This is a genomic window from Streptomyces sp. NPDC026246 (assembly GCF_055567995.1).
Genome location: NZ_JBVHPJ010000004.1, coordinates 127,806 through 153,869, shown reverse-complemented (window position 1 = coordinate 153,869; position 26,064 = coordinate 127,806). Strand labels below are relative to the sequence as shown.

Annotated in this window: 24 protein-coding genes; 12 read left to right on the top strand and 12 right to left on the bottom strand. The window is 74.0% G+C overall.

Going from position 1 to position 26,064, the window contains the following annotated elements:
• Positions 1-75: 75 nt before the first annotated feature.
• From ACZ4M5_RS12620 to ACZ4M5_RS12610, 3 genes are all read right to left on the bottom strand, one after another.
• Positions 76-831, bottom strand: coding sequence for a ferredoxin reductase (locus ACZ4M5_RS12620; RefSeq protein WP_467735842.1), 756 nt, complete (start codon positions 829-831; stop codon positions 76-78).
• Complete coding sequence (locus ACZ4M5_RS12615; RefSeq protein WP_467735840.1) at positions 824-1,429, bottom strand: sulfite oxidase-like oxidoreductase; 606 nt, start codon at positions 1,427-1,429, stop codon at positions 824-826. The genes ACZ4M5_RS12620 and ACZ4M5_RS12615 overlap by 8 nt, the downstream gene beginning before the upstream one ends.
• Positions 1,430-1,726: 297 nt before the next feature.
• Positions 1,727-2,158, bottom strand: coding sequence for a MarR family winged helix-turn-helix transcriptional regulator (locus ACZ4M5_RS12610; RefSeq protein ID WP_467736541.1), 432 nt, complete (start codon positions 2,156-2,158; stop codon positions 1,727-1,729).
• 320 nt (positions 2,159-2,478) lie between these two features.
• Here ACZ4M5_RS12610 and ACZ4M5_RS12605 point away from each other — a divergent pair, with 320 nt between their 5' ends.
• Positions 2,479-3,399, top strand: coding sequence for a putative protein N(5)-glutamine methyltransferase (locus ACZ4M5_RS12605; RefSeq protein ID WP_467735838.1), 921 nt, complete (start codon positions 2,479-2,481; stop codon positions 3,397-3,399).
• Here ACZ4M5_RS12605 and ACZ4M5_RS12600 read toward each other — a convergent pair.
• Positions 3,389-5,500, bottom strand: coding sequence for a SpoIIE family protein phosphatase (locus tag ACZ4M5_RS12600; protein ID WP_467735836.1), 2,112 nt, complete (start codon positions 5,498-5,500; stop codon positions 3,389-3,391). The genes ACZ4M5_RS12605 and ACZ4M5_RS12600 overlap by 11 nt on opposite strands.
• Positions 5,501-5,727: 227 nt before the next feature.
• Between ACZ4M5_RS12600 and ACZ4M5_RS12595 the strand changes: the two genes are divergently transcribed.
• The 3 genes from ACZ4M5_RS12595 (at position 5,728) to ACZ4M5_RS12585 (ending at position 8,883) form a co-directional block, all read left to right on the top strand.
• Positions 5,728-6,096, top strand: coding sequence for a hypothetical protein (locus tag ACZ4M5_RS12595; RefSeq protein ID WP_467735834.1), 369 nt, complete (start codon positions 5,728-5,730; stop codon positions 6,094-6,096).
• Positions 6,097-6,281: 185 nt separating this feature from the next.
• Positions 6,282-8,297, top strand: a complete 2,016-nt coding sequence (locus ACZ4M5_RS12590) for an FAD-dependent oxidoreductase (RefSeq protein WP_467735832.1) — start codon at positions 6,282-6,284, stop codon at positions 8,295-8,297.
• 28 nt (positions 8,298-8,325) lie between these two features.
• A complete protein-coding gene (locus tag ACZ4M5_RS12585; protein WP_467735830.1) occupies positions 8,326-8,883 on the top strand; it encodes a PadR family transcriptional regulator in 558 nt (185 codons plus the stop codon).
• A gap of 67 nt (positions 8,884-8,950) precedes the next feature.
• Here the strand turns inward: ACZ4M5_RS12585 and ACZ4M5_RS12580 are convergent, their stop codons facing one another.
• A complete protein-coding gene (locus ACZ4M5_RS12580; protein ID WP_398108349.1) occupies positions 8,951-9,493 on the bottom strand; it encodes a hypothetical protein in 543 nt (180 codons plus the stop codon).
• A gap of 169 nt (positions 9,494-9,662) precedes the next feature.
• A complete protein-coding gene (locus ACZ4M5_RS12575; RefSeq protein ID WP_467735828.1) occupies positions 9,663-10,649 on the bottom strand; it encodes a fibronectin type III domain-containing protein in 987 nt (328 codons plus the stop codon).
• A 419-nt stretch (positions 10,650-11,068) separates the two neighbouring features.
• On the opposite strand from ACZ4M5_RS12575, the gene ACZ4M5_RS12570 reads away from it, so the two are divergent.
• Entirely contained in the window at positions 11,069-11,788 is a 720-nt protein-coding gene (locus ACZ4M5_RS12570) for a glycoside hydrolase family 75 protein (protein ID WP_467735826.1), read from the top strand.
• Positions 11,789-12,231: 443 nt separating this feature from the next.
• Here the strand turns inward: ACZ4M5_RS12570 and ACZ4M5_RS12565 are convergent, their stop codons facing one another.
• The 3 genes from ACZ4M5_RS12565 to dhaK are packed head-to-tail and all read right to left on the bottom strand — an operon-like array spanning position 12,232 to position 14,276.
• Positions 12,232-12,642, bottom strand: a complete 411-nt coding sequence (locus ACZ4M5_RS12565; RefSeq protein ID WP_467735825.1) for a PTS sugar transporter subunit IIA domain-containing protein — start codon at positions 12,640-12,642, stop codon at positions 12,232-12,234.
• Positions 12,635-13,234 carry a dihydroxyacetone kinase subunit DhaL gene (gene dhaL / locus ACZ4M5_RS12560; protein ID WP_467735823.1) on the bottom strand — a complete coding sequence of 200 codons (600 nt, stop codon included), beginning with the start codon at positions 13,232-13,234 and terminating at the stop codon, positions 12,635-12,637. The genes ACZ4M5_RS12565 and dhaL overlap by 8 nt, the downstream gene beginning before the upstream one ends.
• Positions 13,235-13,283: 49 nt before the next feature.
• Positions 13,284-14,276, bottom strand: coding sequence for a dihydroxyacetone kinase subunit DhaK (dhaK, locus tag ACZ4M5_RS12555; RefSeq protein ID WP_467735821.1), 993 nt, complete (start codon positions 14,274-14,276; stop codon positions 13,284-13,286).
• Between the two features lie 265 nt (positions 14,277-14,541).
• Between dhaK and ACZ4M5_RS12550 the strand changes: the two genes are divergently transcribed.
• The 3 genes from ACZ4M5_RS12550 (at position 14,542) to ACZ4M5_RS12540 (ending at position 17,297) form a co-directional block, all read left to right on the top strand.
• Positions 14,542-15,465: a hypothetical protein gene (locus ACZ4M5_RS12550; protein WP_467735819.1), complete on the top strand. Its 924-nt coding sequence runs from the start codon at positions 14,542-14,544 to the stop codon at positions 15,463-15,465.
• A 297-nt stretch (positions 15,466-15,762) separates the two neighbouring features.
• Complete coding sequence (locus tag ACZ4M5_RS12545; RefSeq protein ID WP_467735817.1) at positions 15,763-16,608, top strand: LLM class flavin-dependent oxidoreductase; 846 nt, start codon at positions 15,763-15,765, stop codon at positions 16,606-16,608.
• Positions 16,609-16,763: 155 nt separating this feature from the next.
• Positions 16,764-17,297, top strand: a complete 534-nt coding sequence (locus ACZ4M5_RS12540) for a hypothetical protein (protein ID WP_467735815.1) — start codon at positions 16,764-16,766, stop codon at positions 17,295-17,297.
• A 79-nt stretch (positions 17,298-17,376) separates the two neighbouring features.
• Here the strand turns inward: ACZ4M5_RS12540 and ACZ4M5_RS12535 are convergent, their stop codons facing one another.
• Both ACZ4M5_RS12535 and ctaD read right to left on the bottom strand, forming a co-directional pair.
• Complete coding sequence (locus ACZ4M5_RS12535; RefSeq protein WP_467735813.1) at positions 17,377-17,751, bottom strand: hypothetical protein; 375 nt, start codon at positions 17,749-17,751, stop codon at positions 17,377-17,379.
• Positions 17,748-19,460 carry an aa3-type cytochrome oxidase subunit I gene (gene ctaD / locus ACZ4M5_RS12530; protein WP_467735811.1) on the bottom strand — a complete coding sequence of 571 codons (1,713 nt, stop codon included), beginning with the start codon at positions 19,458-19,460 and terminating at the stop codon, positions 17,748-17,750. Before ctaD ends, ACZ4M5_RS12535 begins: the two co-directional genes overlap by 4 nt.
• Before the next feature lie 440 nt (positions 19,461-19,900).
• Here ctaD and ACZ4M5_RS12525 point away from each other — a divergent pair, with 440 nt between their 5' ends.
• Complete coding sequence (locus ACZ4M5_RS12525) at positions 19,901-20,995, top strand: carboxylate-amine ligase (RefSeq protein ID WP_467735809.1); 1,095 nt, start codon at positions 19,901-19,903, stop codon at positions 20,993-20,995.
• A gap of 17 nt (positions 20,996-21,012) precedes the next feature.
• Here the strand turns inward: ACZ4M5_RS12525 and ACZ4M5_RS12520 are convergent, their stop codons facing one another.
• Entirely contained in the window at positions 21,013-21,363 is a 351-nt protein-coding gene (locus ACZ4M5_RS12520; RefSeq protein WP_467735807.1) for a hypothetical protein, read from the bottom strand.
• Positions 21,364-21,560: 197 nt separating this feature from the next.
• On the opposite strand from ACZ4M5_RS12520, the gene ACZ4M5_RS12515 reads away from it, so the two are divergent.
• The 3 genes from ACZ4M5_RS12515 to ACZ4M5_RS12505 all read left to right on the top strand — a co-directional run bounded on the left by ACZ4M5_RS12515 (position 21,561) and on the right by ACZ4M5_RS12505 (position 26,024).
• Positions 21,561-22,793, top strand: coding sequence for a PP2C family protein-serine/threonine phosphatase (locus ACZ4M5_RS12515; protein WP_467736539.1), 1,233 nt, complete (start codon positions 21,561-21,563; stop codon positions 22,791-22,793).
• Positions 22,794-23,087: 294 nt separating this feature from the next.
• Complete coding sequence (locus ACZ4M5_RS12510) at positions 23,088-24,215, top strand: winged helix DNA-binding domain-containing protein (RefSeq protein ID WP_467735805.1); 1,128 nt, start codon at positions 23,088-23,090, stop codon at positions 24,213-24,215.
• A gap of 105 nt (positions 24,216-24,320) precedes the next feature.
• Entirely contained in the window at positions 24,321-26,024 is a 1,704-nt protein-coding gene (locus ACZ4M5_RS12505) for a RecQ family ATP-dependent DNA helicase (protein ID WP_467735803.1), read from the top strand.
• Positions 26,025-26,064 lie beyond the last annotated feature (40 nt).

Genomic DNA, 26,064 nt, shown 5'->3' with positions numbered 1-26,064 from the left:
GGCCGACTTGGGGCGGCACGGCGTGCGGGACGGCCGGAGGCCATGCCGGCTCTCCTCACTCCCGCGCACCCGCCCTCAGCCGAAGCGCTCGATCCGGATGCGGTCGACGGGCTGGCCCGCCGCCACGAGCAGCCGGGAGGCGTGCTCGGCGAACGAGTTGGAGCCGCACACATAGGCTTCCCACCCACCAGGAGGCTGCTCGGACAGGAGTGGCGCCACATGTGCAGCCGCCATACGACCCACCGCCGCACCCTCCGGCGCGCTCCGGGTGAACACCACCGTGGTCTCGTCCCCCAACTCCCGGGCGTAGATGAGCTCTTCGGGGCTGCGCGCGGAGACCAGCATGCGCAGCGGCAGGTCCAGGTTCCGCGCCCGGTGGTGACGCACCATGGACATCAGCGGGACGACTCCGGAACCGGCGCCGACGAGCAGCGCGGGCCGGTCGCCCGGCCAGGCGAAGAAGCCGCTCACGGGACCCCGCAGCTCGACCCGGTCGCCGGGGCGGGCGACCCCGTGGAACCACCCCGAGACCTCGCCGCCCTCGACGCGGTCGAGGGTCAGCTCCACATGGCCGGAGTCGTCCGGCGCCGACGCGATCGAGTAGTGGCGCTGCGCCACATAGCCGTCCTCCGCGGTGAGCCGGACCATCAGGTGCTGGCCGGGCAGATGCCCCGGCCAGTGCGGCACGGTGAACCGGAACGTGGCGGCACGCGGGGTCTCCCGGCGGATCTCCGTCAAGGTGGCGGTCTGCCACACGGAGGCGGCCTGCTCGTCCACGGCGATACGGCCGGGCACCGCGAAGGGTGTGGGCGGCACGAACGTCTCAGTCACCGGAGTACCTCTGCTCCTCCCAGGGGTTGCCGCGCTCGTGGTAGCCGTTCGACTCCCAGAACCCGGGCTCGTCGTGGTCGAGGACGCGCAGGCCGGCGATCCACTTCGCGCTCTTCCAGAAGTACAGGTGCGGAACCACCAGCCGGGCCGGGCCGCCGTGCTCGGGGGCGAGCGGCCGGCCGCCGTACTCCCAGACGATCCAGGCGCGCCCGCCGGTCAAGTCGGCGAGCGGCAGGTTCGTGGTGTAGCCGGTATGGGCGTAGGCGACGGCATGGGTGGCAGACCCATGGGGCCGGACCATATCCAGGAAGGCGTCCACGGACACACCCGAGAACCGCACCCCGAACTTCGACCAGCCGGTCACGCAGTGGATGTCACCCTCGTACGCCGAGGCGGGCAGCCGGTGCGCCTCCTCCCAGTCCCAGGTGCGCGGCTCCTCCACCAGCCCGTCGACGCGGAAGGTCCAGTCGGCGGGCGCCAGCTCGGGAGTGACCTCGGCGGACAGGACCGGCCAGTCGTCACGGGCGTCGTACTGCCCGGGCGGCAGGGCGGGGCCGGCGGCGCGCGGGCGGCCGGTGAAGCCTCGGGTGATGTGCATGCGGTGGTGCCTCCGGGCCGGTCCCGCGGTGCCCCGCCGGGCCGGTGTGCTCGGTGATTGCCTGCTCAACCGTACGTGGTGCGCGGACCTGGGTGCCGGGCGGCCGCCCGGCGGCCGTCCTAGGTCGTGTCCGCAAAGTCCCGTCGTTCGCCCGGAGGGCGGGCCCCGCGGCGTCTGGTGCGTGCTCTCGGCGTGCCGGGCGGAGTCCCTCGTACTGGATCGTACTTGGGGCTTCGTCCGGTGCGGCGAGAGTGCGTGCCAGGCGTCGCGGGGCAGGCGGGACTTTGCGGACACGACCTAGGGGGTGGCCGTTCGGGCCGGGTCCGTGTCCTGGTCCTCCGGGTCCGGCCCCGGCGAGGTGTTGTAGCGCACCAGGTAGTCGGCGAACCGCTCCAGGTCCGGCGCCGGCCAGTGCGCCAGCCGCTCCCGGAAGGCCGCCCTGCGCCGGTGTGTGACCTGCGCCAGGATGCGCCGCCCGGCCTCCGTCAGATGCAGCACCTGCACGCGCTGGTCGTCCGCGTCCGGACGGCGTGCGACCAGTCCCGCGCGTTCCAGCGCGGTCACCTGGCGGCTCACCGTCGACTTGTCCAGGGCGTAGTGGGCGGCCAGGTCGGTGGCCCGGCACCCGCCGCTCTCCTCCAGATGCCCGAGCAGCGTGTACGACACAAGCGACAGCTCCGGATGCATCCGTCCCGCGGCGGCCCGGGCCCGGCGGGCGAAGACCGTCATCTCCCGCTGGATGGTCTCCACGGCGTCGGCGGTACGCCGGGTGTGCGCGGTGTGCACGGGAACCTCCCTCGGACGCTGTGGTTCACCTCCATGGTTGCATGAGCCAACCACTTCCCGTGCGGGCGCCGAGCCCCCAGGGCTGTCGGTGGGTCGGGTAGGGTTGCCGTCCGGCCGGGGACGAACCCGGTCGCCGGAAAGCCGAGGAGGTGAGACCCATTACCGCTGTGTCAGCTCGGGTGCTCTCCTTCCGACCTCGCGCGGATCGCCGGCCGTAGGCGACCGCTGAGCGCCCTTCGGCTCTCGAAAGGCTCCTGGCTTCCATGTCGCCCGCATCATCCCCGTTCTCCGCGTCGTCCGCGCCGTCCGCATCGTCAGCGCCGTCCGCGCCGTCTGCGCTGTCCGGGGTCTCCGCATCGCCCGCGTCCGCGTCCGCCGACTCAGCCGCCCCCTCGCACTCCTCCGCTCCCACGCCCTCCTCGCGTGCGTCCCTCGTCGCCGCCCTGCGTGCCGCGGGCTGTGTCTTCGCCGAGGAGGAGGCCGACCTGATCCTCGACGCCGCGCGCACCCCGGCCGAGGCCACCGCCATGGCCGAACGCCGCGCCGCGGGACTGCCGCTGGAACTCGTCGTCGGCTGGGCCGCGTTCCGGGGGCTGCGGATCCCTGTCGCCCCCGGCGTCTTCGTACCGCGCCGCCGCACCGAGTTCCTCGTGGAGCAGGCGCTGCTGCAGGCGCCCGGCGCACGCGTCGTCGTCGACCTGTGCTGCGGCGCGGGTGCGGTCGCCGCCGCGCTGGCCGCCGGACTCGGCCCCGTGGAACTGCACGCCGCGGACGTGGACCCGGCCGCCGTGCGCTGCGCCCGCGGCACCATCGGCCCCCTCGGCGGACACGTCCACCAGGGCGACCTGTTCGAGGCGCTGCCCGGCGAGCTGCGCGGGCGGGTCGGCATCCTCGCCGCCAACGTGCCCTACGTGCCGAGTGGCGAGATCCCGCTGCTGCCGCAGGAGGCGCGCGACCACGAACCCCGGGTCGCCCTCGACGGCGGCGGCGACGGCCTGGACGTCCTGCGCCGGGTGGCGGCCGGGGCGCCGGACTGGCTCGCCCCGGGCGGCTGCGTCCTCGTGGAGACGAGCCGGGACCAGACCCCGCAGGCCGTCGCGGCCTTCGAGAGCCACGGCCTGGCGGCCCGGCCCGCCGTGTCGGAGGAGTTGCACGCGCACGTGGTGATCGGCGTCAGGAGCTGAGGTCCGGCCCGGCCGCGGCACCGGAGCCCCGGCCCGGGGCCGTGGCCCGGGCGATGAGCAGGGCGACGTCGTCGAAGTTGTCCGGCTCGTGCAGGGTGCGCAGCAGCAGCTCGCACACCTCCTCCAGCGGGCGGTCCGGGCCCTCCAGCAGGGACAGCAGCGTGCCGAGCCGGTCGTCGAGCGGGTCACGGCGGGTCTCGACGAGGCCGTCGGTGTAGAACACCAGCCGGTCGCCCGGGTCGAGGTCCACGGTGGTGGTGGCGAAGGCCACCCCGCCCACGCCCAGCGGCACGCCGGTCGGCAGGTCGAGCAGTTCCGGGGAGCGGCCGGCCCGAACCCGCACCGGCGGCAGATGCCCGGCGTTGGCGATCCGGCACTGGCGCAGATGCGGGTCGTGCACGGCGTACACGCAGGTCGCGATGGACTGCTCCAGGCCGGCGGTGATCCGGTCGAGGTGCTCCAGCAGCACGTGCGGATCGAGGTCGAGGGAGGCGAGGGTGTTCGTGGCGGTGCGCAGCCGCCCCATCGCGGCCGCCGCCGGGATGCCGCTGCCCATCACGTCGCCCACCACGAGAGCGGTCTTGCCCCCGTCCAGTTCGATCACATCGAACCAGTCGCCGCCGACCTCGCTGGTGGCCCCGGCAGGCTGGTAACGGGAGGCGACCTCCAGACCGCCCGTCACCGGCGGGTGGCTGGGCAGCAGGCTCCGCTGGAGGGTGAGGGCGGTCTCGCGGGCGCTCTGGTACCAGCGCGCGTTGTCGATCTGCACGGCGGCCCGCGCGGCCAGCTCCCGGGCGAGCAGCAGGTCGTCCTCGCTGAACGGCAGCGGATTGCGGGTGCGCTTGAGATCCAGTGCGCCCAGCACCTCGCCCCGTGCGATCAGCGGCACCGCCAGGTACGAGTGCACCCCCGCCCGGCGCAGCAGCTCGGCCGCCTCGGGGGAGCGCGCGATGCGCACCAGGTCCTCGTCCGCGACCTTCGGCAGCACCACCGGGCTCGCCGTGCGCACGCACTCGGTGACCAGCCGGTCGGAGGCGTACCGGGCCACCTGCCCGGGTGGGTCGGCCGCCTCCAGTGCCTCGGCGGAGTCGTAGCCCCGTACCGCCAGGGCGCGGATCACCGCGGACTCGGCGGGCCCGAGGCTGGTGCGCCGGCCCTGCACCACCGCGTCCAGCAGGTCGACGGCCGCGATGTCGGCGAGCTCGGGCACCGCCACCTCGGCGAGTTCGCTGGCCGTGCGGTCCAGGTCGAGCGTGGTGCCGATCCGCCCCGAGGCGTCGGCGATCAGGGCCAGCCGCCGCCGCGCGGCCTCCGCCTCGATGCCCGCCTGGTACTGCTCGGTCACGTCGACGATGGAGACGGCCACGCCCAGCACGGTCCCGAAGGCGTTCTCCAGCCGGTACAGCGAGACCGACCAGGCGTGGTCCCGGTGCGGGTCGGCCGGGGTGCGGCCGACGGTGGACTGGTCGACGACCGGCCGGCCGGTCTCCAGCACGCCTCGCGCGGCGGTCTCCAGCGCGTCGACGTCCATCCCCGGCAGGACCTCGCGGACCGTGCGGCCCAGATGCTCCTCGGCGGGGACGCCGTTGATCTCCTCCAGCGCCGGGTTGACGGACACGTACCGCAGTCCGGTGTCCAGCACGGCGAGCCCGGTCGGGGACTGGGCGATCATCCGGGTGGACAGCGCCACCTCGCGCTCCAGCCGGTGCACGGTGCTCTGGTCGGCGCACAGGCCCAGCGCGTACACGTCGCCCTGGTCGTCCAGCAGCCGCATGTTGCGGAACTCCACCACCCGCGTGGTGCCGTCCTTGCGGCGGACGGGAAACGCCCCGGCCCAGCTCTGGCCGGTGCCCATGACGTCGGCGAACAGCTTGACCACGAGGTCGAGGTGCTTCTCGTGGACCATGATCCGGGCGGCGTACTGCCCGAGCGCCTCGACCGCGTCGTAGCCGAACAGCTCCTCGGCCTGCGGGCTCCACAGCACGATGCGGCCCTCGGAGTCCAGGACGATGGAGGCCACCCGCAGGACGTCGAGCAGTCCGCTGGGCCGCGCGGAGCCGCGTGGCCGTCCCTCGTTCCCGGGAGCCCCGGCTGCACTCATCCCACGCCCCGTTCGCCGTCCCGGCGCACGCCGTCGTGCACCGACACCCCATGTTCTACCGCGTGCGGCCGCATTCGAGCGGCTCCTTGCGTCACCTTCCACCATCTCCCACCGCGGCCCGGACCGCCGTGCGGACGGCGGGGCGCCGCCGGTAGTGCTCATCGGCGGGTGGTGCTTTGCTGGGGGAGGGGCGGACCGGCAGCGTGGCCGTGGAAGGAGCGATCACGATGGATCATGAGCGACCGCACCCCCACTCCGTCTCGGTGGAGATCAGCGGGTGCAGCAAGCACGACGCCCGGACCGTGTTCGACGCGCTGTGCTCCTGTTACGAGTCCGACCGGTGCGCCGACGATGTGCCGGAGGACCTGCACGAGACCCGGCCGACCGTCTGGCTCGGCACCTTCGACGTGGCCGACGAGCACGAGGGTGGCCCCCCGGTGACGCTGGCGTCCTCCGTCGAGGCCGACCTGCACGGCGGCTACTGGGCGATCGAGCGGTTCCGCACGACCCTGGACTCGCTGTTCGACGTCCACGACCTGAGCACCGTCTCCGGCGACCAGGAGAAGGAGCTGCACGTGCGCCTGCAGAGCAGGTGAGCCCCCCGCCGTACGCCGGCCGTCGCGCCCCGGGCGCGACGGCCGGCCGCACGTGTACCCGGCCCTGGCCCGGAACCGCTGGTCACGGCCCGGCTGTGCCCTCCGTCACGCCTTGTGCAACTAGTTGCACAAACCTGCGGTAGTCCTCTACAACTACTGGCACGACACCGCGCACGGAGGGCCCGATGAGCCGTTACCCGCACCTGCTGAGCCCCCTCGACCTGGGCTTCACCACCCTGCCCAACCGGGTCCTCATGGGCTCGATGCACGTCGGTCTGGAGGAGGCCGAGGGCGGGTTCGCGCGCATGGCCGCGTTCTACGCCGCCCGCGCCCGCGGGGGTGTGGGTCTGATCGTCACCGGCGGCATCGCCCCCAACGACGAGGGACGCCCCTACGAGGGCGGCGCCAGGCTCACCACCGAGGAGGAGGCCGAGCAGCACCGGGTCGTCACGGACGCCGTGCACGGCGAGGGCGGCAGGATCGCCCTGCAGATCCTGCACTTCGGCCGCTACGCCTACCACCGCGACCTCGTCGCGCCCAGCCCCCTCCAGGCGCCCATCAGCCCCTTCCCGCCCCGCGAGATGACCGACGCCGACGTCGAGCGGACCATCGAGGACTACGCCCGCACCGCCCGCCTCGCCCGGCAGGCGGGCTACGACGGCGTGGAGATCATGGGCTCCGAGGGCTACCTCATCAACGAGTTCATCGCCACGCAGACCAACCGGCGCACCGACCGCTGGGGCGGCTCGTACGAGAACCGCATGCGCTTCCCGCTGGAGATCGTGCGCCGCGTGCGCGAGGCGGTCGGCGAGGACTTCATCGTCGTCTACCGGCTCTCCATGCTCGACCTAGTCCCCGGCGGCTCGACCCTGGACGAGGTCGTCACCCTGGCCAAGGCCGTCGAGGCCGCCGGGGCGACGATCATCAACACCGGCATCGGCTGGCACGAGGCCCGCATCCCCACCATCGCGACCTCCGTGCCGCGCGGCGCCTACACCTGGGTGACCAAGCGGCTCATGGGCGAGGTGTCCGTGCCCCTCGTCACGACCAACCGGATCAACACCCCGGAGCTGGCCGAGGAACTGCTCGCCGACGGCGCGGCCGACATGGTGTCCATGGCCCGCCCGATGCTCGCCGACCCCGACTTTGTGACCAAGGCCGAGGCCGGCCGCCCCGAGGCCATCAACACCTGCATCGGCTGCAACCAGGCCTGTCTCGACCACACCTTCAGCGGCCTGATCACCTCCTGCCTGGTCAACCCGCGGGCCTGCCACGAGACCGAGCTGGTGCTCTCCCCGACCCGGCTGCGCAAGCGCGTCGCCGTCGTGGGCGCCGGACCGGCCGGACTGGCGTGCGCCGTGTCCGCCGCCGAGCGCGGGCACGAGGTCACGCTGTTCGACGCGGCGAGCGAGATCGGCGGCCAGCTCAACGTCGCCCGCAAGGTGCCGGGCAAGCAGGAGTTCGACGAGACGCTGCGCTACTTCCGCACCCAGCTCGACTGGCACGGCGTCGACGTCCGGCTGAACACCCTCGTCACGAGCGCGGACGTCGACGGCTACGACGAGGTCGTCGTCGCCACCGGCGTCACCCCCCGCACCCCGGAGATCCCCGGCGTCGACCACCCGAGCGTCCTCGGCTACCTCGACGTCCTGCGCGACGGCGCACCCGTCGGGGACCGGGTCGCGATCCTCGGCGCGGGCGGCATCGGCTTCGACGTCGCCGAATACCTCACCGACGGTGGCGACAAGGCCCACGAGGACCCGCAGACGTACTTCCGCCAGTGGGGCGTCGACCTCGACTACCGCGGCCCCGGCGGCCTCGCCGCCCCCGTGCGGCCCACCCCGCCGCGCGCCGTCCACCTGCTGCAGCGCAAGACGTCCAAGGTGGGCGCCGGCCTCGGCAAGACGACCGGCTGGATCCACCGCACCGAGCTCAAGCACCGCGGCGTCACCATGGTCCCCGGCGTGCGCTACGACCGGATCGACGACGCCGGGCTGCACATCACGGTCGGGGAGGAGAGCACCGTGCTGGAGGTCGACACGATCGTGCTGTGCACCGGCCAGGACCCGCGCCGCGGCCTGTACGAGGAGCTGATCGCGGCCGGACGCAGCGCGCACCTGATCGGCGGCGCCGACGTGGCCGCGGAGCTGGACGCCAAGCGCGCCATCAAGCAGGGCACCGAGCTGGCGGCCGCGCTGTAGGGCGCAACCGCGATCCTAGGATGAGGCCATGTCACTCCCGCACGCGATCCTCACCGCCCTGCTCGAGAAGCCGTCGTCCGGGCTGGAGCTGACGCGCCGCTTCGACCGGTCGATCGGATACTTCTGGTCGGCGACGCATCAGCAGATCTACCGCGAGCTGGGAAAGCTGGAGTCCGACGGCCTCATCCGGGCCCTGCCGTCCGAGCAGCCCGCCCGCGGGCAGAAGAAGAGCTACGAGGTCCTGTCCGCGGGCCGGGCCGAACTGGCCCGCTGGACCGCCGCCGCACAGGATCCCAAGCCGCAGCGCGACACCCTGCTGCTGCGGCTCAGGGCCGCGGCCGTCGTCGGAACGGCCGGCATCGAGGCCGATCTGCGACGCCATCTGGAGTTGCACGAACAGCAGTTGGCGGAGTACCGGGAGATCGAGAAGCGGGACTTCCCGCCCGGCCGCGACGGCACCGAGGACCGGCTGCGGCACCTGGTGCTGCGGGCCGGCATCGACCTGGAGACCTTCTGGACCCAGTGGCTGCGGCGGGCCCTGGCCGACTTCCCCGAACTACCGGACGGCGCACCGGCCGGGCCCTGAGGACGGGCATGACCGCGGCCCGCCCGACCGGAGCGCTTCGGAGGGGCGGGCCGCGGTACGCACCGGATCAGATCCGGTGCGGCTTGTTGCGCCGGCGCAGGTACAGCGCCGTGCCGAGCAGACCGGTGCCGACCAACGCGCCGCCCGCCACCAGCGTGACGGTGCCGTAGTCCGTCGAGGAGCCGCCGACCCCGCCCATGACGCCGCGGGACGGCGAGGCCGAGGGGGACGCCGACCGCGAGGGCGAGGGCGCCGTGGACACCACGACGGACTGCGTGCCGGCCGTGGTCCCGTCGGAGCAGACCACGATCACCGTGTACGTGCCCGGCGAGACGCCGGACCAGGCGGCGGACTGGCTGGTGGACGTCCCGGACAGGGTCACCTGACGGCCCTGCGCGAAACTGCCCTGACTGCTGGTCAGCAGCGATGCCGTGCCCCAGCTGCCGTTGATCTGGGTGCACGAGCTGGTCGTGACCGACACGGTCGTCCCCGTGGTGCTCACGGAGATGCCCGGGCCGGCGAAGGCGGGCGCCGCGGCCGGGAAGAGAGGCAGCGCGGCGGCGGCTGCCACGGTCAGGCCGGAGCGGAGAACTGACGATGAGTTGCTCATGTGGACTGCCCTCCGGCGGCACGGTTGGCGGTACATCCCTTGCGCCGCCGAGGGTCGGGGAACGCCCGTGCTGCCTCGTGGCCAGCCAATGCGCCCCGGACCCGGGCCGCACGCCGGGCGCCCCCGTGCAGGTGACGGTGTGCCGCCACCGGGTGACGCGCGGGCCGGGTCAGCGCCCCGCGCCCGTGGTCACCGTCCGCTCCGCCGAGAAGCCTCCCCAGGTGCCGTCCGGCAGCATCGCCCGGACGCGCACCCGGTGCCGGACCCCGGACTCCCGGCCCACGTAGAAGCTGTACTCGGCCCGGTCCCAGGGTGCCCGGCCCCCGTACACCAGGGAGGTGGCGGTCCTGCCGTCCAGCTGGATCTCGTACTCCGTGATCCGGCCGTCGACCCGGGGCGGAACCCAGCTGAGGTCCAGGTAGTGGGCACCGTCCGCCCGGTGGCTCGCCGCCCGGAAGCCGGTGGGCGCCGTACCGCGTCCGTCGTCCCCGCCCGGGGTGGTGATCCGCACGTCGGCACTGGCGGGGGAGACGTTCCCGGCCGCGTCCCGGGCCAGGACGGTGAACACATAGGCGCGGCCGGGACGCAGCCCGGTGACCACCGCGGCCGTCTGGTTCCCGCCCACACTGTGGATCTTCGTACCGCTCTGCTGGATGTCGTACGACACCACCTTCCGGTCGTCCTTGGACGCGGACCAGGTCAGCTGCACCGCACGGCTGCCGGCCGCCCGGCCCCGGGGTTCCGCCGGGCGGCTCGGGGCCGAGCGGTCGTCCGCGACGGCCGCCGGTGTCCGCGCCCGCACGGCACGGCTGCTCGGGCTCAGACGCCCCTCTGCGTCCCGCGCCCGCACGGTGAAGACGTACGACGTGGAGGGCCGGAGCTTGGTGACATCCACCATGTGCTTGGCACCAGGCACTTCCTTGACCTTCGTGGTGCCGCGATACACCTCGTAGCGCTCGGCCCGGGCGGTGGTGTTCCACATGACGTGCACGCTGGTGGCGGTTCCCGCCTCCGCGGTGACGCCCGTCGGCGCGCCGGGCGGCGAGCCGCCGTCCTCCTGGCCGGCGCCGGGCCCGCCGCACGCGGTGAGCAGGGCGAGGACCGCGCAGCACGCGAGCCGGCGCGGGGAAGCGGGGAGAGCGGAGGGAACTCGCACGTCGCTGCCTCCCGGGGCGGCACTCGGCAATGGTCCGGACCAATATGCCGCCGCTGACGCGATCACATCAAGAGGGCGGCGTCGGTCGACGGGCCAGAGCTCCTCACGCCGTGGGCGTCGCGGGGCGCCGCGATCCGCTGTCGGCCGCCCTTCATCGGCCCGTATGCTGAGGAGTCAGGTGCTCGAACTGGAGGTCAGCAAACCGGAGTTCGGGCCCGTCGCGCGGACCGCTGTCGTCGCAGAAACCGCGCCGGCGCGGGCGGCCGGGAGGCCGGGTCCTCCGCGGACCCGGCCTCCCGGCCCCCGTCGCGGCTCACGGACGCGTGCACCGTCCGGCCCCCCAGCGGTGGCCCGGCCACCGGACCGGGGACAGATTGGGCTGAGTGCCCGTCAGGTCCCCGAGGAGAGGCTCACCCATCGTGCGTGCCCGGTCCCTCACACTGGCCGCGGCCAGTGCCGCCCTGCTCGCCCCGTCGGCCGTGCCCGCGGACCCGTCCCCGCACCACGCCCAGCCGGTGGTGTGGCGCGAGGGCACCGTCCGCGCCGCCGACCTGCTCGCCGCGGTGCGCCACTGCGACCAGATCTCCACGGGCCGGTACCGCAGCGACAACGGCAGACCGGCGGACATCCCCGTCTGCGGGACCCGCGACGTCGTGCACTGGAAGGCCGATATGGACATCGACTGCGACGGTCGTCCCGGCCCGCGCTGCAACCGGGCCACGGACCCCTACTTCGCCGCGAGCACGGCGTTCGCGCAGTCCGACGGCCGCCCGCTGAGCGCCGAACGCCTCCCCTTCATCGTGGTGCCGGCGCCGAGCCGCATCTGGGACTACCGCGCCCACGGGATCGGCGGCGGCTCGGTCGTGGCGGTCGTCCACCGCGACCGCGTGCAGTACGCCGTCGTCGGCGACACGGGCCCGCAGAACATCATCGGCGAGGCGTCCTACGCGACCGCCGAGGCGCTCGGCATCCGGCCCGACCCGCACGGCGGGGGCGTGCCGTCGGGTGTGACGTACATCGTCTTCAAGAACACCAAGGCGTCTCCGATCGAGGACCACGCGGCGGCGGTGCGGGCGGGGGAGCGGGCGGCACAGCGGCTCGTCGGCGCGACCCCCGACGCGAGCACACCGACAGGCTGACCGCACACCGGCCGAGCCGCACCCCCCCCCCCGAGCCGGGCGCACAGCCCCCCAGCCGCGCCCGCGTCAGCCGGGGTGGGTGACCGGCACCCGCCCCGGACACGCGGCGGCCCGCCCCGCCCCGTACGCGGCTGGGTGGCCGCGCCGAGTGCGCGTCACTCCGGCCGCACGCGCGGGGGCGCGCCGCGGGCCCGTGCGCCTTGCCGGCGGCCGTCAGCTCGCTCGTGGGTGCTCCAGGGCCCGGCCGGGCGTGTGTCGGTCGGGCCGCGCGACCCGCACCTGCACCGGACGCGCGGCGGCCCGGCCGCGTGACCAGCACCCGCCTGGACGCGGGCGGCCCGCTAGCGCCGAGTAGCTCGTCCCGCCGCCGCACGCCGCGTGCTCGCGCGTGAGCGAGGCGTCCGTCGTCGCTCGGCCTCCGCAGGAACAGGAGTACGACGCCGCTACACCTTCCGGTAGGAGTACGCCTCGGCCGCCGCCGCTTCCACGGCTGCCAGGTCCGCCGCGGTCGCCGCCGTGACGACCGCGGCCACGGCCCCCTCCACGAACGGCGCGTCCACCAGGCGCGTGCCCTCCGGGAGTTCGTCGCCCTCGGCGAGCAGCGCCTTGACGGTGAGTACCGCGCTGCCCAGGTCGGTGAGCACGGCGACCCCCGCGCCCCGGTCGACCGACGCGGCCGCCGCGGCGATCAGTTCGGCGCTGGTGCCGAGCCCTCCGCCCTCCGTGCCGCCCGCCGGGGCGACCGGCACCACCGGGCCGCCGCCCGCGAGGCCCTTGGCCAGCGCCGCGACCGAGGCGGCCACCTCCGCGCTGTGCGACACCAGCACGATCCCGACCAGCCGTTCGTCACTCACCGTCGGCCTCCACCAGTCCCGCGATCAGCAGCGCGGCCGAGGTGGCACCCGGGTCCTGGTGCCCGATGCTGCGCTCACCCACATAGCTCGCCCGGCCCTTGCGCGCCTGCAGGGGCGTCGTGGCCACCGCGCCCTCCTCGGCGGCGGTGCGGGCCGCCGCGAAGGACTCCCCGAGCGCCTCCACCGCCGGGACCAGGGCGTCGATCATGGTCGCGTCGCCCGGTGCGGCGCCCCCGAGCGTCATCACCGCGTCCACCCCGGCCCGCAGCGCCTGCGCCAACTGCTCCGCGCTGACCTCGGAAGCGTCGCCGAGGGCCTTCCCGGTGCGGCGCAGCAGTGTCCCGTACAGCGGCCCCGAGGCACCGCCGACCGTGGAGATGAGCCGGCGGCCCGCCAGGGTCAGGACCGCGCCGGGGGTGTCCGGGGACTCCTCCCGCAGCGCGGCGGTCACGGCGGCGAAGCCACGCTGCAGGTTGCTGCCGTGGTCGGCGTCCCCGATGGGGGAGTCGAGGGCGGTCAGCCGTTCCGCCTCACGGTCGACGGACGCGGCGGTCGCCGTCATCCAACGGCGGAAGAAATCGGCGTCGAGCACGGGCTCTCCTTGCCTGGTAGGTACGTCGTGGTCCGCTGGCACTCGCGCGTCACATGCCCCAGCGCAGTCCCGGCGTCTTCACCGGCGCGTCCCACAGCCGCAGCATCTCCTCGTCGACCTGGCACAGGGTGAGGGAGGCGCCCGCCATGTCCAGGGACGTGACGTAGTTGCCCACCAGGATGCGGGCCACCGGCACCCCGCGCTCGGCCAGCACCCGCTGCACCTCGGCGTTGAAGCCGTACAGCTCCAGCAGCGGCGTCGCGCCCATGCCGTTGACCAGCACCAGCACCGGATTGCGCGGCCTCAGGTCCTCCACCACCGCTTCGACGGCCGCCTCGGCGATCTCGCCGGACGTCATCATCGCCCGCCGCTCCCGGCCGGGCTCGCCGTGGATGCCGATGCCCAACTCCAGCTCACCGGGCGGCAGATCGAAGGTCGGGCTGCCCTTGGCCGGGGTGCTGCACGCGCTCAGCGCGACACCGAAGCTGCGGGAGTTCTCGTTGACCTGCCGGGCGATCGCCTCGACGCGCTCCAGCGGCAGGCCCTCGTCGGCGGCGGCTCCGGCGATCTTCTCCACGAACAGGGTCGCGCCCGTGCCGCGCCGGCCGGCCGTGTAGAGACTGTCGGTCACCGCCACGTCGTCGTTGACCAGCACCTTCGCGACCCGGATGCCCTCGTCCTCGGCCATCTCGGCGGCCATGTCGAAGTTGAGCACGTCACCGGTGTAGTTCTTCACGATGAACAGCACACCGGCCCCGCTGTCCACGGCGGCGGCCGCGCGCACCATCTGGTCCGGCACGGGGGAGGTGAAGACCTCGCCCGGACAGGCCGCGGACAGCATGCCGGGGCCGACGAAACCCCCGTGCAGCGGCTCGTGGCCCGAACCCCCGCCCGAGACCAGCCCCACCTTCCCGGCGACAGGGGCGTCCCGCCGCACGATCACCCGGTTCTCCACGTCCACGGTCAGCTCCGGGTGAGCAGCCGCCATACCGCGCAGCGCGTCCGCGACCACGGTCTCCGGGACGTTGATCAGCATCTTCACGGGAACCTCCTGGTGGGACCGGTGAACCTGTCTCCGGCCAACATTTTCGCAGTTCAGCGTGGGGCGGGCCAGTTCTCGGCCTGCCCCGTTCGCGGGCGAGCAAGGCAGGCCGCCGGCGCGGGCGGCACCGGCCTCGCCGACAGGACGTCAGCTCCGGGCAAGTATCGACCGTACGGGGGCGATGGTCACGTGTGCCGCCGATGCCGTCGAGCACTGAGTACGGCAACTCATGTGGAACGGAAGGCCGGCTGACAGCATCCGCCGTATGACGAGCGGTGGCAGAGAAGCGACGACGGCGCTGCACCTTCTCCTGGTCTGGGCGGTGGCGGTGATGGCCGTACCGGCCCTGGGTCTCGTGCTGGTGGCGGCGGCCTGGGGCGGCGGCAGCGGAGCCGCTGCCGTCGTCCTCGCGGTGGGTGTGCCCGCGGCCGTGGGCCTGCTGGCCGCGGCGGCCGTCCCGGCGCGGGCCGTGGTTCCGCTGTGCGGTACCGCCCGGGGCCGCTTCGGCTGGGCGGCCGCGGTCTTCCTCCTCGGCACGCCCGGAGTCCTGGCGGGGCTGGCCGCGTACCACGCCGGGGTGGACCTGGGCGGGGCCGGCACCCGGGTCGCGCTGACGGGGCTCCCCTACGCCGTGGCCGCCGCGTTCTTCGTGCCGGGCCGGTGGGTGCGGGCGGGGGCGGTTGTCGCACTGGCGGCCGGTGTGGCCTACGGGGGTTTCGTCGGACCGGCGCAGGCCCGGCAGCGGCAGCACGAGGGGGAGGTCGCCCGCTACCGGGAGTACGCGGAGGTGCAGTACCTGGGTGCCGCGCCGCCGGGGATGAGGGTGGAGCGCGTCCGGGTCGGCCCGGCGTTCGGTGTCGAGTACCGCGGTGTCCGGGAGGACGAGTTCTCGCTGGTCTCGCTCAGCGTGCGCACCCCGTCGGCCCCTCGGGCGAGGTGCCCCGAGCTGACGGAGAAGGGCTCGACCTGCACCGCGGACGCGCGGGGCGGCATGCGCATGGTCCGCCTGTACCCCGGCGGCCGGCCGGAGACCACCCTGATCCGCAGGTACCGCGGCAAGGAGGTCCAGGTCTCCAGCCAGACGCTCGCCGAACCCGGTCTGCGCCGGCTCCTGTACACGCTGCGCCCGTTGTCGGACGCGGAGCTGGAGCGGCTGATGCGGCAGAACCGGATCGAAGGCGGCTTCTGACCCGGCCTGCCCGCCGGCCGGCCCCCGCGGCCCCGCCGGCCGGCCCCCGCAGCCCCAACGGGCCGGCTCCCGCGGCCTCGCCCCGGGCCCCATCCGGCGGGACGAGCCGAGCCCGACAGCCGTGCGACGCGTCCCGGCGAAATCCGGTTGGCGCCGGACGCAGGCGGCCCTAGGGTGGGGGCACTTCGACGAGACGTTCCCCGGAAGCACGCCGCAGGGCGGGAGCGTCCCACCTCACTGAGGTGCCGGAGGGGCGGCAGCTGTCCTTGTCGACCCTTCCTGTCGGAGGTCTTCTCCATGAACGTCGGTATCGGTCTGCCCATCGGCGACCCCGCGTCCCTGCTCTCCTGGGCCCGGCGTGCCGAGGCCGGGCCCTTCAGCACCCTCGGCCTGCTCGACCGGCTCGTCTACGACAACCCCGAACCCCTCGTCGCGCTCGCGGTCCTCGCGGGTGCCACCTCCCGCATCCGCGTGCAGACCGAGGTGCTGCTCGCCCCGCTGCGCGACACCGCCCTGCTCGCCAAGCAGGCGGCCACGCTGGACCGGATGACCGGCGGCCGCCTCGTCCTGGGTCTGGGCGTCGGCGGCCGGGACGACGACCACCGGGTCGCCGGCGTCCCCCTGAGCACCCGGGGCCGGCGCCTGGACGGGCAGATGGACGTCATGCGGCGGCTGTGGTCGGGGCAGGCCCACGGCGACGGCGCGGGCCCGATCGGCCCGCTGCCCGCCCGGCCCGGCGGCCCCGAGGTCCTCTTCGGCGGCTTCAAGCCGGCCGCGATCGAACGCGTCGCCCGCTGGGGCGACGGCTTCCTCGCCGCGGCACCGCTGACCTGGGCGGGCGGCCTGTTCGACACCGCCCGCGCCTTCTGGCAGGAGTACGGCCGTGACGGCCAACCCCGTCTGGTCGCCCAGGTCAACGTCGCCCTCGGCCCCGACCACGTCGTCGACGACGCCCGGACCGCGATGCACGCCTACTATGCCTTCACCGGCATGGCGGACCGCATGGTCGCCGGGCTGATCACCACGCCCGGCGGCGTCCGGGAAACGGTCACCGGCTTCGCCGGCCTCGGCGCCGACGAGGTGATGCTCTACTGCTACGGCTCCGACCCGGCCCAGGTCGACCGCCTGGCCGACGCCCTGTGACCGGGCGGATGGTCCACGGCACGCCGTGAGGCGGGCCCGTCACCGGCCGCTCAGCCGTGCCGGGGATGAAGCTGCGGCACCGGGATGAAGCCGTGGCACCGGATGAAGCCGCGGCACCGGGATGAAGCCCGCGGCACCGGGGTACCCGCCGCCGCATGATCAGGCGCGCACTGTGGCAGGGGCTGGTCGCCGGTACCGTCGGCGGCGTCGTGATGACTCTCGGCGAGAAGGCGGAGCAGGCGGTGACCGGCCGGCCCGACTCCCACGTGCCCGCCCGGGTCCTGCAGCGGATCACCGGGCTGCCCGAACGGCCCGGTACCCAGCCGCTCCCCGTGAACTGGGCCATGCACTTCGGCCAGGCAGCCGTACTCGGCGTGCTGCGCTCGGTCATGGCCCAGGCCGGGCTGCGCGGCCCGCTCGCCTCGGCCCAGTTCACGGTCGTGCGCCTCACCAACGACCAGATCCTGGAGAACGCGACCGGCGTCGGGGCCCCGCCCCAGACCTGGCCCCGCAAGGAACTCGTCGTCGACGTCCTGCACAAGACCGTCTACGCCTTCGTCACCGGCGCCGTGGCCGACGCGCTCGCCGCACGGAACGGACCCGGCCCGGGACAGCGGCACGCCGCCCTGCGCCGGGGCCGCCGGGCCGGCGTCGGGCCCCTGCCCCGAGGGGACGCCCACACCCGGTGAGCCGCAGCGCGAACGACGAACGCGAGCGGGTCGCCTCGAAGTTGATCGAGGCGACCCGCTCGCGTTCGTCGTTCGGTCGTCAGCCGGTGAGGTCGCGGACCACGGCGCTCAGCGACGCCGCACAGGCCAGGACGGCACACGCCCCGGCCGCGTGGCGCCGGAGCAGAGTGCGCCGCAGTGCTGCGTAACGGGCCTCGTACTCCTCGCGCAGTTCCGCCGCCCGCTGGATCGTGCCGCGCAGCAGACGGCGGCTGACGTCGAGCCGCTGCCGGACGAAGTGGACGGTGAGGTCCTCGGCCTCGGCCGCGGTCAGCCACGGCAGGTGCGCGCACAGTTCCTCGGCCTCACGCCGGGCCTGGTCGCGATGGGCTTGGGCGAGGAGATACCCCTCGGCCTCCTCCGCCAGGCCGCTGCCGGTCGCGCCGGCCGGCGCCCCGTGCCCGCCGCGTCTCACGGCCGGTCGCCCTTGTGGCCCTCGGCCTCCAGGACATCGCGCCGCCCGGTGTTCTCCGCCTGGTCCAGCACGGCGACGTCGGGGTGGCGCAGGTCGAAGGCGGGGGACTCGGAGCGGATCTTCGGCAGGGTGACGAAGTTGTGCCGAGGCGGCGGGCAGGAGGTCGCCCACTCCAGGGAGCGGCCGTAGCCCCACGGGTCGTCGACCTCGACCTTCTCGCCCTTCTGGGCCGTCTTCCACACGTTGTAGAGGAAGGGGAAGGTCGACATGCCGAGCAGGAAGGCGCCGATCGACGAGATGGTGTTGAGGGCGGTGAACCCGTCGGCGGCGAGGTAGTCGGCGTACCGGCGGGGCATGCCCTCGGCGCCCAGCCAGTGCTGCACCAGGAACGTCATGTGGAAACCGACGAACAGCGTCCAGAAGTGGATCTTCTCCAGGCGTTCGTCGAGCATCGTGCCGGTCATCTTCGGCCACCAGAAACTGAAGCCGCCGAACATGGCGAACACGATGGTGCCGAAGAGCACGTAGTGGAAGTGGGCGATGACGAAGTAGCTGTCGGTGACGTGCCAGTCCAGCGGCGGCGACCCCAGGATGACGCCGGTCAGACCGCCGAAGAGGAAGGTCACCAGGAAGCCGGCCGCCCAGAGCATGGGCGGCTCGAAGGACAGGGACCCCTTCCACATGGTGCCGATCCAGTTGAAGAACTTCACGCCCGTCGGCACGGCGATCAAGTACGTCATGAAGGCGAAGAACGGCAGCAGCACCGCGCCGGTGGCGAACATGTGGTGGGCCCACACCGTCACCGAGAGGCCCGCGATGGCGATGGTGGCGCCGACCAGCCCCGTGTAACCGAAGATCGGCTTGCGGGCGAAGACGGGGATGATCTCGGTGATCACGCCGAAGAACGGCAGGGCGAGGATGTAGACCTCGGGGTGGCCGAAGAACCAGAACAGGTGCTGCCAGAGCACCGCTCCGCCGTTCTCCGGGTTGAAGATCTGCGCCCCGAAACGGCGATCGGCCTCCAGGGCGAACAGCGCGGCGGCCAGCACCGGGAACGCCAGCAGCACCAGCACCGAGGTGAGCAGCACGTTCCAGGTGAAGATCGGCATGCGGAACATCGTCATGCCGGGGGCGCGCATGCAGATGATCGTGGTGACGAAGTTGACCGAGCCCAGGATCGTGCCGAAACCGGCGAGGGCCAGGCCCATGATCCACAGATCTCCGCCGATGTAAGGGGTGCGTTCGCCGCCGCTGAGCGGGGTGTAGGCGGTCCAGCCGAAGTCGGCCGCGCCCTGCGGGGTGAGGAAGCTGCTGATCACGATGAGCCCGCCGAAGGCGAACAGCCAGTACGAGAACATGTTCAGCCGCGGGAAGGCGACGTCCGGGGAACCGATCTGCAACGGCATGATCGCGTTGGCGAACCCGGCGAACGTCGGCGTCGCGAACAGCAGCAGCATGATCGTGCCGTGCATCGTGAACGACTGGTTGTACTGCTCGTTGGACAGGATCTGCAGGCCCGGCCGCGCCAGTTCGGCCCGGATCGCCATCGCCAGTGCTCCTCCGATCAGGAAGAACACGAACGAGGTGATCAGGTACAGATGTCCGATCTTCTTGTGGTCGGTGGTCGTCAGCCAGGAGACGATCACCTTCCCCCTGCCGCGGCGCTCCGCCGCGGGTACGGGCGCAACCGGTTCAGTGTGTGTCGCCATCAGTCCTCTATCGGCAGCAACAATGCGTGACGGGTGACGGGTCATCCGACCCGAGGAACCTAATCGCTCTCATTCGTCGCCATTGCCCGACATCGTGCGTTCTTGAGCTGAATGGCGGAATGTTCCATTCGATGGGGCGGTGCGCTCGACGCCGTTCGCTCGACGATCCTCGGCATGGGCCGTTCCCTTCCACGGGCCGGTGCGACGCCGGCATCGCCCCCGTGGGCGCCGGATGCCGCGCGCGGGTACCCATACTCCGCCGCCCACACCTCGCGGACGCGTCTTTCCCGGGAGAAGCTGGTTTCCCCCTCCCCGGCCTGGTTTGCCGCGCGCGGGCCGCGGCACTCGGTGACCCGCGAGAGCGGTCCTCGCCGCGCACCGAGCGCAGGCCGGGCGAACGGTGCCCCGGCCCGCCGGGCGGGCGGAACAGAGGGTGGTCGATGACGACGATCGGCGTGGAAGAGGAGTACCTGCTGCTCGACCCGGCCACGGGTCTGCCCGTGCCCCAGGCGGACAAGGTGCGCGCCGCGGCCGGCGTGGGCCGCCTGGTGGCCGACCAGGAGGTGCAGTACGAGCTGCTGCAGGCGCAGGTGGAGGTGGCCACCCCGGTCTGCAGCACCCTGGAGGAGGTCGGCGGTCATCTGCTGCGGCTGCGGCACGCCGTGGGCGGAGCGGCCGAGGAGCACGGCTGCCGGATCGGGGTGTGCGGGACACCCCCCGTGCGGCACGGCCGCCCCACCGCGGTCACCGACCAGGCCCGCTACCGCGCGATGGTCGTCCAGGCACCGCAGCTGGTCGCCGAGCAGCTGGTCAACGGCACGCACGTCCACGTGGGCGTGCCGGACCGGGAAGCGGGCGTACAGGTCCTCAACCGGATTCGCCTCTGGCTGCCGACGCTGACGGCCATGGCCGCCAACTCGCCGCTGTGGGACGGCCACGACACCGGCTTCGCCAGCTGGCGCACGGTGATCTTCAGCCGGTGGCCGGTCAGCGGGATGCCCCCGGCCTTCCGTGACGTCGAGGACTACGACCGGCGCGTGGAGCGGCTGCTGGAGGCCGGCCTGATCTCCGACGTCGGTCAGCTCTACTGGCAGGCCCGCCTCTCCTCCCGCTACCCGACCATCGAGGTCCGCTGCCCGGACGTCCAGCTGCGCGCCGACGAGGCGGTCATGCTCGCCGCGATCATCCGGGCCCTGGTGGAGACGGCCCTTGCGGAGGCGAACGCCGGCGTCCCCGCCCTCGACTGCGCCCAGGAACTGCTCCAGGGCGCGATGTGGCACGCCGCCCGGCACGGTCTGGGCGACACCCTGGTCGACCCCGGCGGCACCCTGCACCGCGCGGGCGACGTGCTGTACCAGCTCCTGCGGCACGTGAGCCTCGCCCTCGACGCCTCGGGCGACGCCCGTCAGGTCACGTCCCTGGTCCACCGGCTGCTGCAGGACGGCACCGGGGCCGACCGGCAGCGCGCGGCCCTCGCACACGGGGGCCTGCGGGCCGTCACCGACCTGGTCAGCGCCCAGAGCACGATGCCGTGACGCCGGTGACCCCCTTCTCAGGCGGCCGCGGCGTACGCGGCGGTGACGGCGACGTCCGTACGGGCGTGGACGACCAGGCGCGTGCCGGCCACGTCGGCTGCCGCCTCCAGCGCCCGGCGGGTGGGGGCGCTGTGCGTCGCCACCGACACCAGCACGCCCAGCCGGCCGCACAGGCGGTGCACCCGCAGCAGCACACCGACCGTGGCGGGCGAGGCCGGTTCCTCCAGGACGACGACCAGCGGAGCCGGGCGGTACGCCTCGGCGAGGCCGCTGATCCGGGTGAACAGCTCGGCGCGCCCGCCGGCGCCGGGGTCACGGTGGACGGTGACGACGAGGACTCCGTTGGCGAGGGAGTGGGACAGCAACACGGCCTCCGTTTCCACGTGCGGCGGGGAGTGGTCCACCCTCGAAGTACCCAGGGGCCGGTCGCCGACGCCTCCGCGGCGGAGCGCGGCGGCCCGGCGGGCGTCCGCCCCGCGCGCGACGGTGGCCCGCACGTCCGGTGCGGGCGGGAAACGGAGGAGTGGGGACCGTGAGGGAACACAGCGGGGAGGACGGACGGCGGATGCTCGCCGATCTGCTGGCCGCGAGCCACCTCATGCCGGTCGAGCTGCTGCCGGACAAGGCGACCGAGTGCGCACGGGCGGCCTCCGTCGGCCGGGTGCTGATCTACCTCGCCGACCTCCAGCGCCGGACGCTGCGCCTGCTGCCCGGTGCCGGGCCGGTCGGCGACGACGTCGAACGCGAGCTGCCCGTCGAGAGCACGGTCGCCGGACGGGCCTTCCAGTACGGCGACGTCCTGCCCGCCGCGCCCCCGGTCGGCGACGCCTCCGAGTGGTGGGTTCCGCTGCTGGACGGGACGGAGCGCATCGGACTGCTGCGGGTGAGCGCCGAGCACGACGACGCGGCAGCCCACGCGGACATGGAGGCGCTGGCGGGCCTCGTCGCACTGATCATCGTGAGCAAGAGGAGCACCAGCGACGCGCTGGCCCGGGCCGCGCGCAGCCGGCCCATGAGCGTGGCCGCGGAGATGCAGTGGAACCTCCTGCCGCCGCGCACCTACGCGGACGGCAGGGTCACCGTCTCCGCCGCCCTGGAACCGGCCTACGACATCAGCGGCGACGTCTTCGAGTACGCCGTCGACGGTCCCCTGGTCCACCTGACGATCTTCGACGCCATGGGGCACGACACCGCAGCCGGGCTGTCCGGCGCCCTCGCACTCGGCGCCTGCCGCAACGCCAGGCGTCAGGGTGCGGGTCTGGCCGACAAGGCCGAGGCCGTCGAAGCCGCCCTGCTGGAGCAGTACGACCACCGGCGCTACGTCACCGGGATCCTGGCCACCCTCGACACCCGCACCGGCGTCCTGCGGTGGGTGAACCGGGGCCACCACCCGCCGATCATCATCCGGGACAGGCGCTGGTCCAGCCATCTGCGCTGCCCTCCGGGCCACCCCATGGGCACCGAGCTGGGTCTGCGCACCACCGTGTGCGAGGAGCACCTCCAGCCGGGGGACCGCATCGTGCTGTACACGGACGGCATCACCGAGGCCGGCAGCTCGGGTGGCCGGGAGTTCGGCCTGGCGCGCTTCACCGACTTCCTCGTCCGCCACCACGCCGACGGCCTGCCCGTCCCCGAGACGCTGCGCCGCCTGGTCCAGGCCGTCCTGGACTACCACCACGGCCGGCTGGAGGACGACGCCACCGTCCTGCTGTGCGAATGGATCGGACCGCGCCTGGAGCCGGTCGGCGCGGCGGCCGGGCTGACCGGACTGTCGCCCCAGGGCCCGGCCGAACGGTGACACCCCGGGCCGCCGGACGGCGGCACCGGAGCCCGGCGCGGGCGACATGGCCCCGGGCCCCGTCACCGAACCGCGCGGACCCGAACCGTGAGGACCCGGCACCGCGCGGACCCGGCACCGCGCGGACCCGGCACCGCGCGCAGCCGGAGGGCGGGCGGGTCGCACCCGTGGCGCGGGACCGCGGACCCGGTGGTCGCGGTCAGCACCTGACCTCTTCGCCTGCCAGGGTGGCCGCGAAGCCGCCCGCCCGGCGGACGACGGGCCGGCGAACGACGCGAAGACCGAGGTTCCGAGATGACCGTTCTCGACACACGGGCGCTCAACCGCGCCACCCTGGCACGCCAGTTGCTCCTGGAACGCGTGGGCCTGCCCGTGCTCGACGCCGTCGCCCACCTGGGCGGGCTGCAGGCGCAGGAACCGCAGGAGCCGTTCACCGGACTCTGGTCGCGGCTGCGGGCGTTCGACCCGGACGACCTGTCCGCGCTGCTCACCGCACGGCGGGTGGTGCGCACCCACCTGATGCGCCGTACCGTCCACCTGGTCACCGCCGACGACGCCCTGGCCTGGCGTGCCCGCCACGACGCCATGCTGCGCCAACGGGTCCTGGGCGTCTACCGCCGCGAGCTGGACGGCGTGGACCTCGGCGAACTCGCCGCGGAGGGCGAGAAGGTCATGTCCGACGGGCAGCCCCGCACCATGCCCGAACTGGCCCGGGCCGTCGCCGGCCGCTGGCCGCTGGCGGGCCCGCGGCCCCTGGGCGAGATGCTGGTCGCCGGTCTCCTGCCGACCGTGCAGCTCCCGCCGCGGGGCCTGTGGCGGACCAAGGGCGGCGCGCGCTACGGCCTCATGTCCTCCTGGCTGGGACGCGCGATCGACCCACCGGCCACGGACGGTTCCGACCCCGTCGGGCAGGCGCTCGTGCGCAGGTACCTCGCCGCGTACGGCCCCGCCGCCACCGCCGACCTGCGCGCCTGGTGCGGCCTGGCGGGGCTGCCGCGCGCGGTGAGCGCCCTGCGCGGGGAACTGCTCTCCTTCCGCGACGAACGCGGCCGGGAACTCCTCGACCTCCCCGACGCGCCGCGCCCCGACCCCGGCACCCCGGCCCCGGTGCGGTTCCTGCCCGCGTTCGACAACGCGGTCCTCGGCTACGACGACCGCGGCCGGGTCGTCGACGACGCCCACCGCGGCCTGTCGGTCGCCGGCGCCCGCCTGGTCCTCGTCGACGGCCGGGTCGCCGCGACCTGGACCGTCGAGGCGGACACCGTCCACGTCGCCCCGCTGCGCGGCCTCTCCCGTGCCGAACGCGACGCCGTGGGGGAGGAGGGACGCGCCCTGGCATCCTTCCTGCGCGCCGGCTCCGCCGATGCGGACCGTCCCGGCGACGGGCGCGGCCGGGTGCGGATCGCCGCCGCCCCGCGCTGAGGCCGCCGCCGCACCCCCCTGATACGTACGCGGCGCGGCGGGTACCCAGGGCTGCGCCGCGGAGGCGACGCAGCGCCGTCCGCACGGAGACAGCGAGGAGCCGGCATGGGACGGACGGGGTCGGGGACGCGACGGGACCGGGCCGCGAGCCTGCGGGAGGCCGCCGCCGACGTGTTCGGCTGGGACACGCTCCTGCCCGAGCAGGCCACCGCCATGGAGTGGGTGCTCGACGGGGAGGACACCCTCGTCGTCATGCCCACCGGGTCCGGCAAGTCCGCCGTGTACCAGGTCCCCGCGGTCCTGCTGTCCGGGCCGGTCGTGGTCGTGTCGCCCCTGCTCGCCCTGCAGCGCGACCAGATCGCCGGGCTGCCGCAGGGCGAGGGCGCGCCGGGCGCCGTCGCGATCAACTCCGACCTGGGCGCGACCGGTACCCAGGAGGCCTGGGAGGCGGTGGAGCGGGGCGAGGCCCGGCTGCTGTACCTGTCGCCCGAGCAACTGGCCAAGGACGACGTGCTGGAGCGGCTCGCCGCGGTGGAACCGGCCCTGTTCGTCGTGGACGAGGCGCAGTGCGTGTCGTCCTGGGGCCACGACTTCCGCCCCGACTACCTGCGCCTGGAGCAGGCCGTGCGCCGGGTGGGCCGGCCGCCCGTCCTGGCCCTGACCGCCACCGCCGCCTCACCGGTGCGCAAGGAGATAGCCGAACGGCTCGGCATGCGCCGGCCGCGGCTGATGGTCACCGGCTTCGACCGGCCCAACATCAGACTGGAGGTCCGCCGGTTCCTGGACGACGAGGAGCGGCGCCGGACCGTCGTCGAACGCGCCGCCGCGGAGCCCAAGCCGGGCATCGTCTACGCCGGCACCCGCAAGGACAGCGAGCACTTCGCCCGCGAACTCGCCTCCCTGGGACTGACCACGGAGGCCTACCACGCCGGGCTGCGCGCGGCCGAACGCGAGCGCATCCACGACGCGTTCCTCTCCGGCGAGACGGACGTGGTGGTGGCGACCTCGGCCTTCGGCATGGGCATCGACAAGGAGGACGTGCGGTTCGTCCTGCACGCGTCGCTGCCCGGCTCGCTGGACGCCTACTACCAGGAGATCGGCCGCTGCGGCAGGGACGGGGAGCCGGCCCTGGCCGTGCTGCACTACCGGTCCGAGGACACCGGCATGCAGACCTGGTTCGCGGGCCGCACCCCCGGCCGCGACACCCTGTCCGACGTCGCCCGGGCCGTCCACGAGCACGGCGACGACCCCGCCGGCCTCGACGACCTGCGCGAGGACACCGGACTGTCCAGGAACCGGGTCACCGCCGCGGTGAACCTCCTCCAGGAGGCGGAGGCCGTCGACACCGGCGAGGACGGTGAGATCCGCCCGGCCGACGGGGTGACCCCCGAGGAGGCGGCGGAGGAGGCCGCGCGCACGGCGCAGGCGCACCGCCGCACGGACCGCACCCGCGTCGAGATGGCCCGGGCCTATGCCGAGACGACCGGCTGCCGGCGGCAGTTCCTGCTCGGCTACTTCGGGGAGGAGCACGAGGCGCCCTGCGGCAACTGCGACCTCTGCGACGAGGACCGGGACGGGCGGGGACCCGGCGAGCGGCCCGAGCACCCGGCCGCGGCCGCCTACCCCGTCGGCACCGAGGTCCGGCACGAGCAGTGGGGGGACGGCACGGTGCTCAGCGAGGACCAGGACCGCATCACCGTCTTCTTCGCGCAGGCCGGGTACCGCACCCTGGCCCTGGAGGCGGTGGCCGGCCAGGACGGCCTGCTGACGGTGCTGCGCCGCCCCGGAGAGGACCGCTGGTCCGGTTGAGGGCCCCTCTCGACAGGGCCTCGCGGCGGTTCCGGGAGCA

Coding starts and splice junctions, on each gene's coding strand:
- ACZ4M5_RS12615 (WP_467735840.1), bottom strand. CDS start 1,429: ATGCACATCACCCGAGGCTTCACCGGCCGCCCGCGCGCCGCCGGCCCC.
- ACZ4M5_RS12610 (WP_467736541.1), bottom strand. CDS start 2,158: ATGACGGTCTTCGCCCGCCGGGCCCGGGCCGCCGCGGGACGGATGCAT.
- ACZ4M5_RS12605 (WP_467735838.1), top strand. CDS start 2,479: ATGTCGCCCGCATCATCCCCGTTCTCCGCGTCGTCCGCGCCGTCCGCA.
- ACZ4M5_RS12600 (WP_467735836.1), bottom strand. CDS start 5,500: ATGAGTGCAGCCGGGGCTCCCGGGAACGAGGGACGGCCACGCGGCTCC.
- ACZ4M5_RS12595 (WP_467735834.1), top strand. CDS start 5,728: ATGGATCATGAGCGACCGCACCCCCACTCCGTCTCGGTGGAGATCAGC.
- ACZ4M5_RS12590 (WP_467735832.1), top strand. CDS start 6,282: ATGAGCCGTTACCCGCACCTGCTGAGCCCCCTCGACCTGGGCTTCACC.
- ACZ4M5_RS12585 (WP_467735830.1), top strand. CDS start 8,326: ATGTCACTCCCGCACGCGATCCTCACCGCCCTGCTCGAGAAGCCGTCG.
- ACZ4M5_RS12580 (WP_398108349.1), bottom strand. CDS start 9,493: ATGAGCAACTCATCGTCAGTTCTCCGCTCCGGCCTGACCGTGGCAGCC.
- ACZ4M5_RS12550 (WP_467735819.1), top strand. CDS start 14,542: ATGACGAGCGGTGGCAGAGAAGCGACGACGGCGCTGCACCTTCTCCTG.
- ACZ4M5_RS12545 (WP_467735817.1), top strand. CDS start 15,763: ATGAACGTCGGTATCGGTCTGCCCATCGGCGACCCCGCGTCCCTGCTC.
- ACZ4M5_RS12540 (WP_467735815.1), top strand. CDS start 16,764: ATGATCAGGCGCGCACTGTGGCAGGGGCTGGTCGCCGGTACCGTCGGC.
- ctaD (WP_467735811.1), bottom strand. CDS start 19,460: ATGGCGACACACACTGAACCGGTTGCGCCCGTACCCGCGGCGGAGCGC.
- ACZ4M5_RS12525 (WP_467735809.1), top strand. CDS start 19,901: ATGACGACGATCGGCGTGGAAGAGGAGTACCTGCTGCTCGACCCGGCC.
- ACZ4M5_RS12515 (WP_467736539.1), top strand. CDS start 21,561: ATGCTCGCCGATCTGCTGGCCGCGAGCCACCTCATGCCGGTCGAGCTG.
- ACZ4M5_RS12510 (WP_467735805.1), top strand. CDS start 23,088: ATGACCGTTCTCGACACACGGGCGCTCAACCGCGCCACCCTGGCACGC.
- ACZ4M5_RS12505 (WP_467735803.1), top strand. CDS start 24,321: ATGGGACGGACGGGGTCGGGGACGCGACGGGACCGGGCCGCGAGCCTG.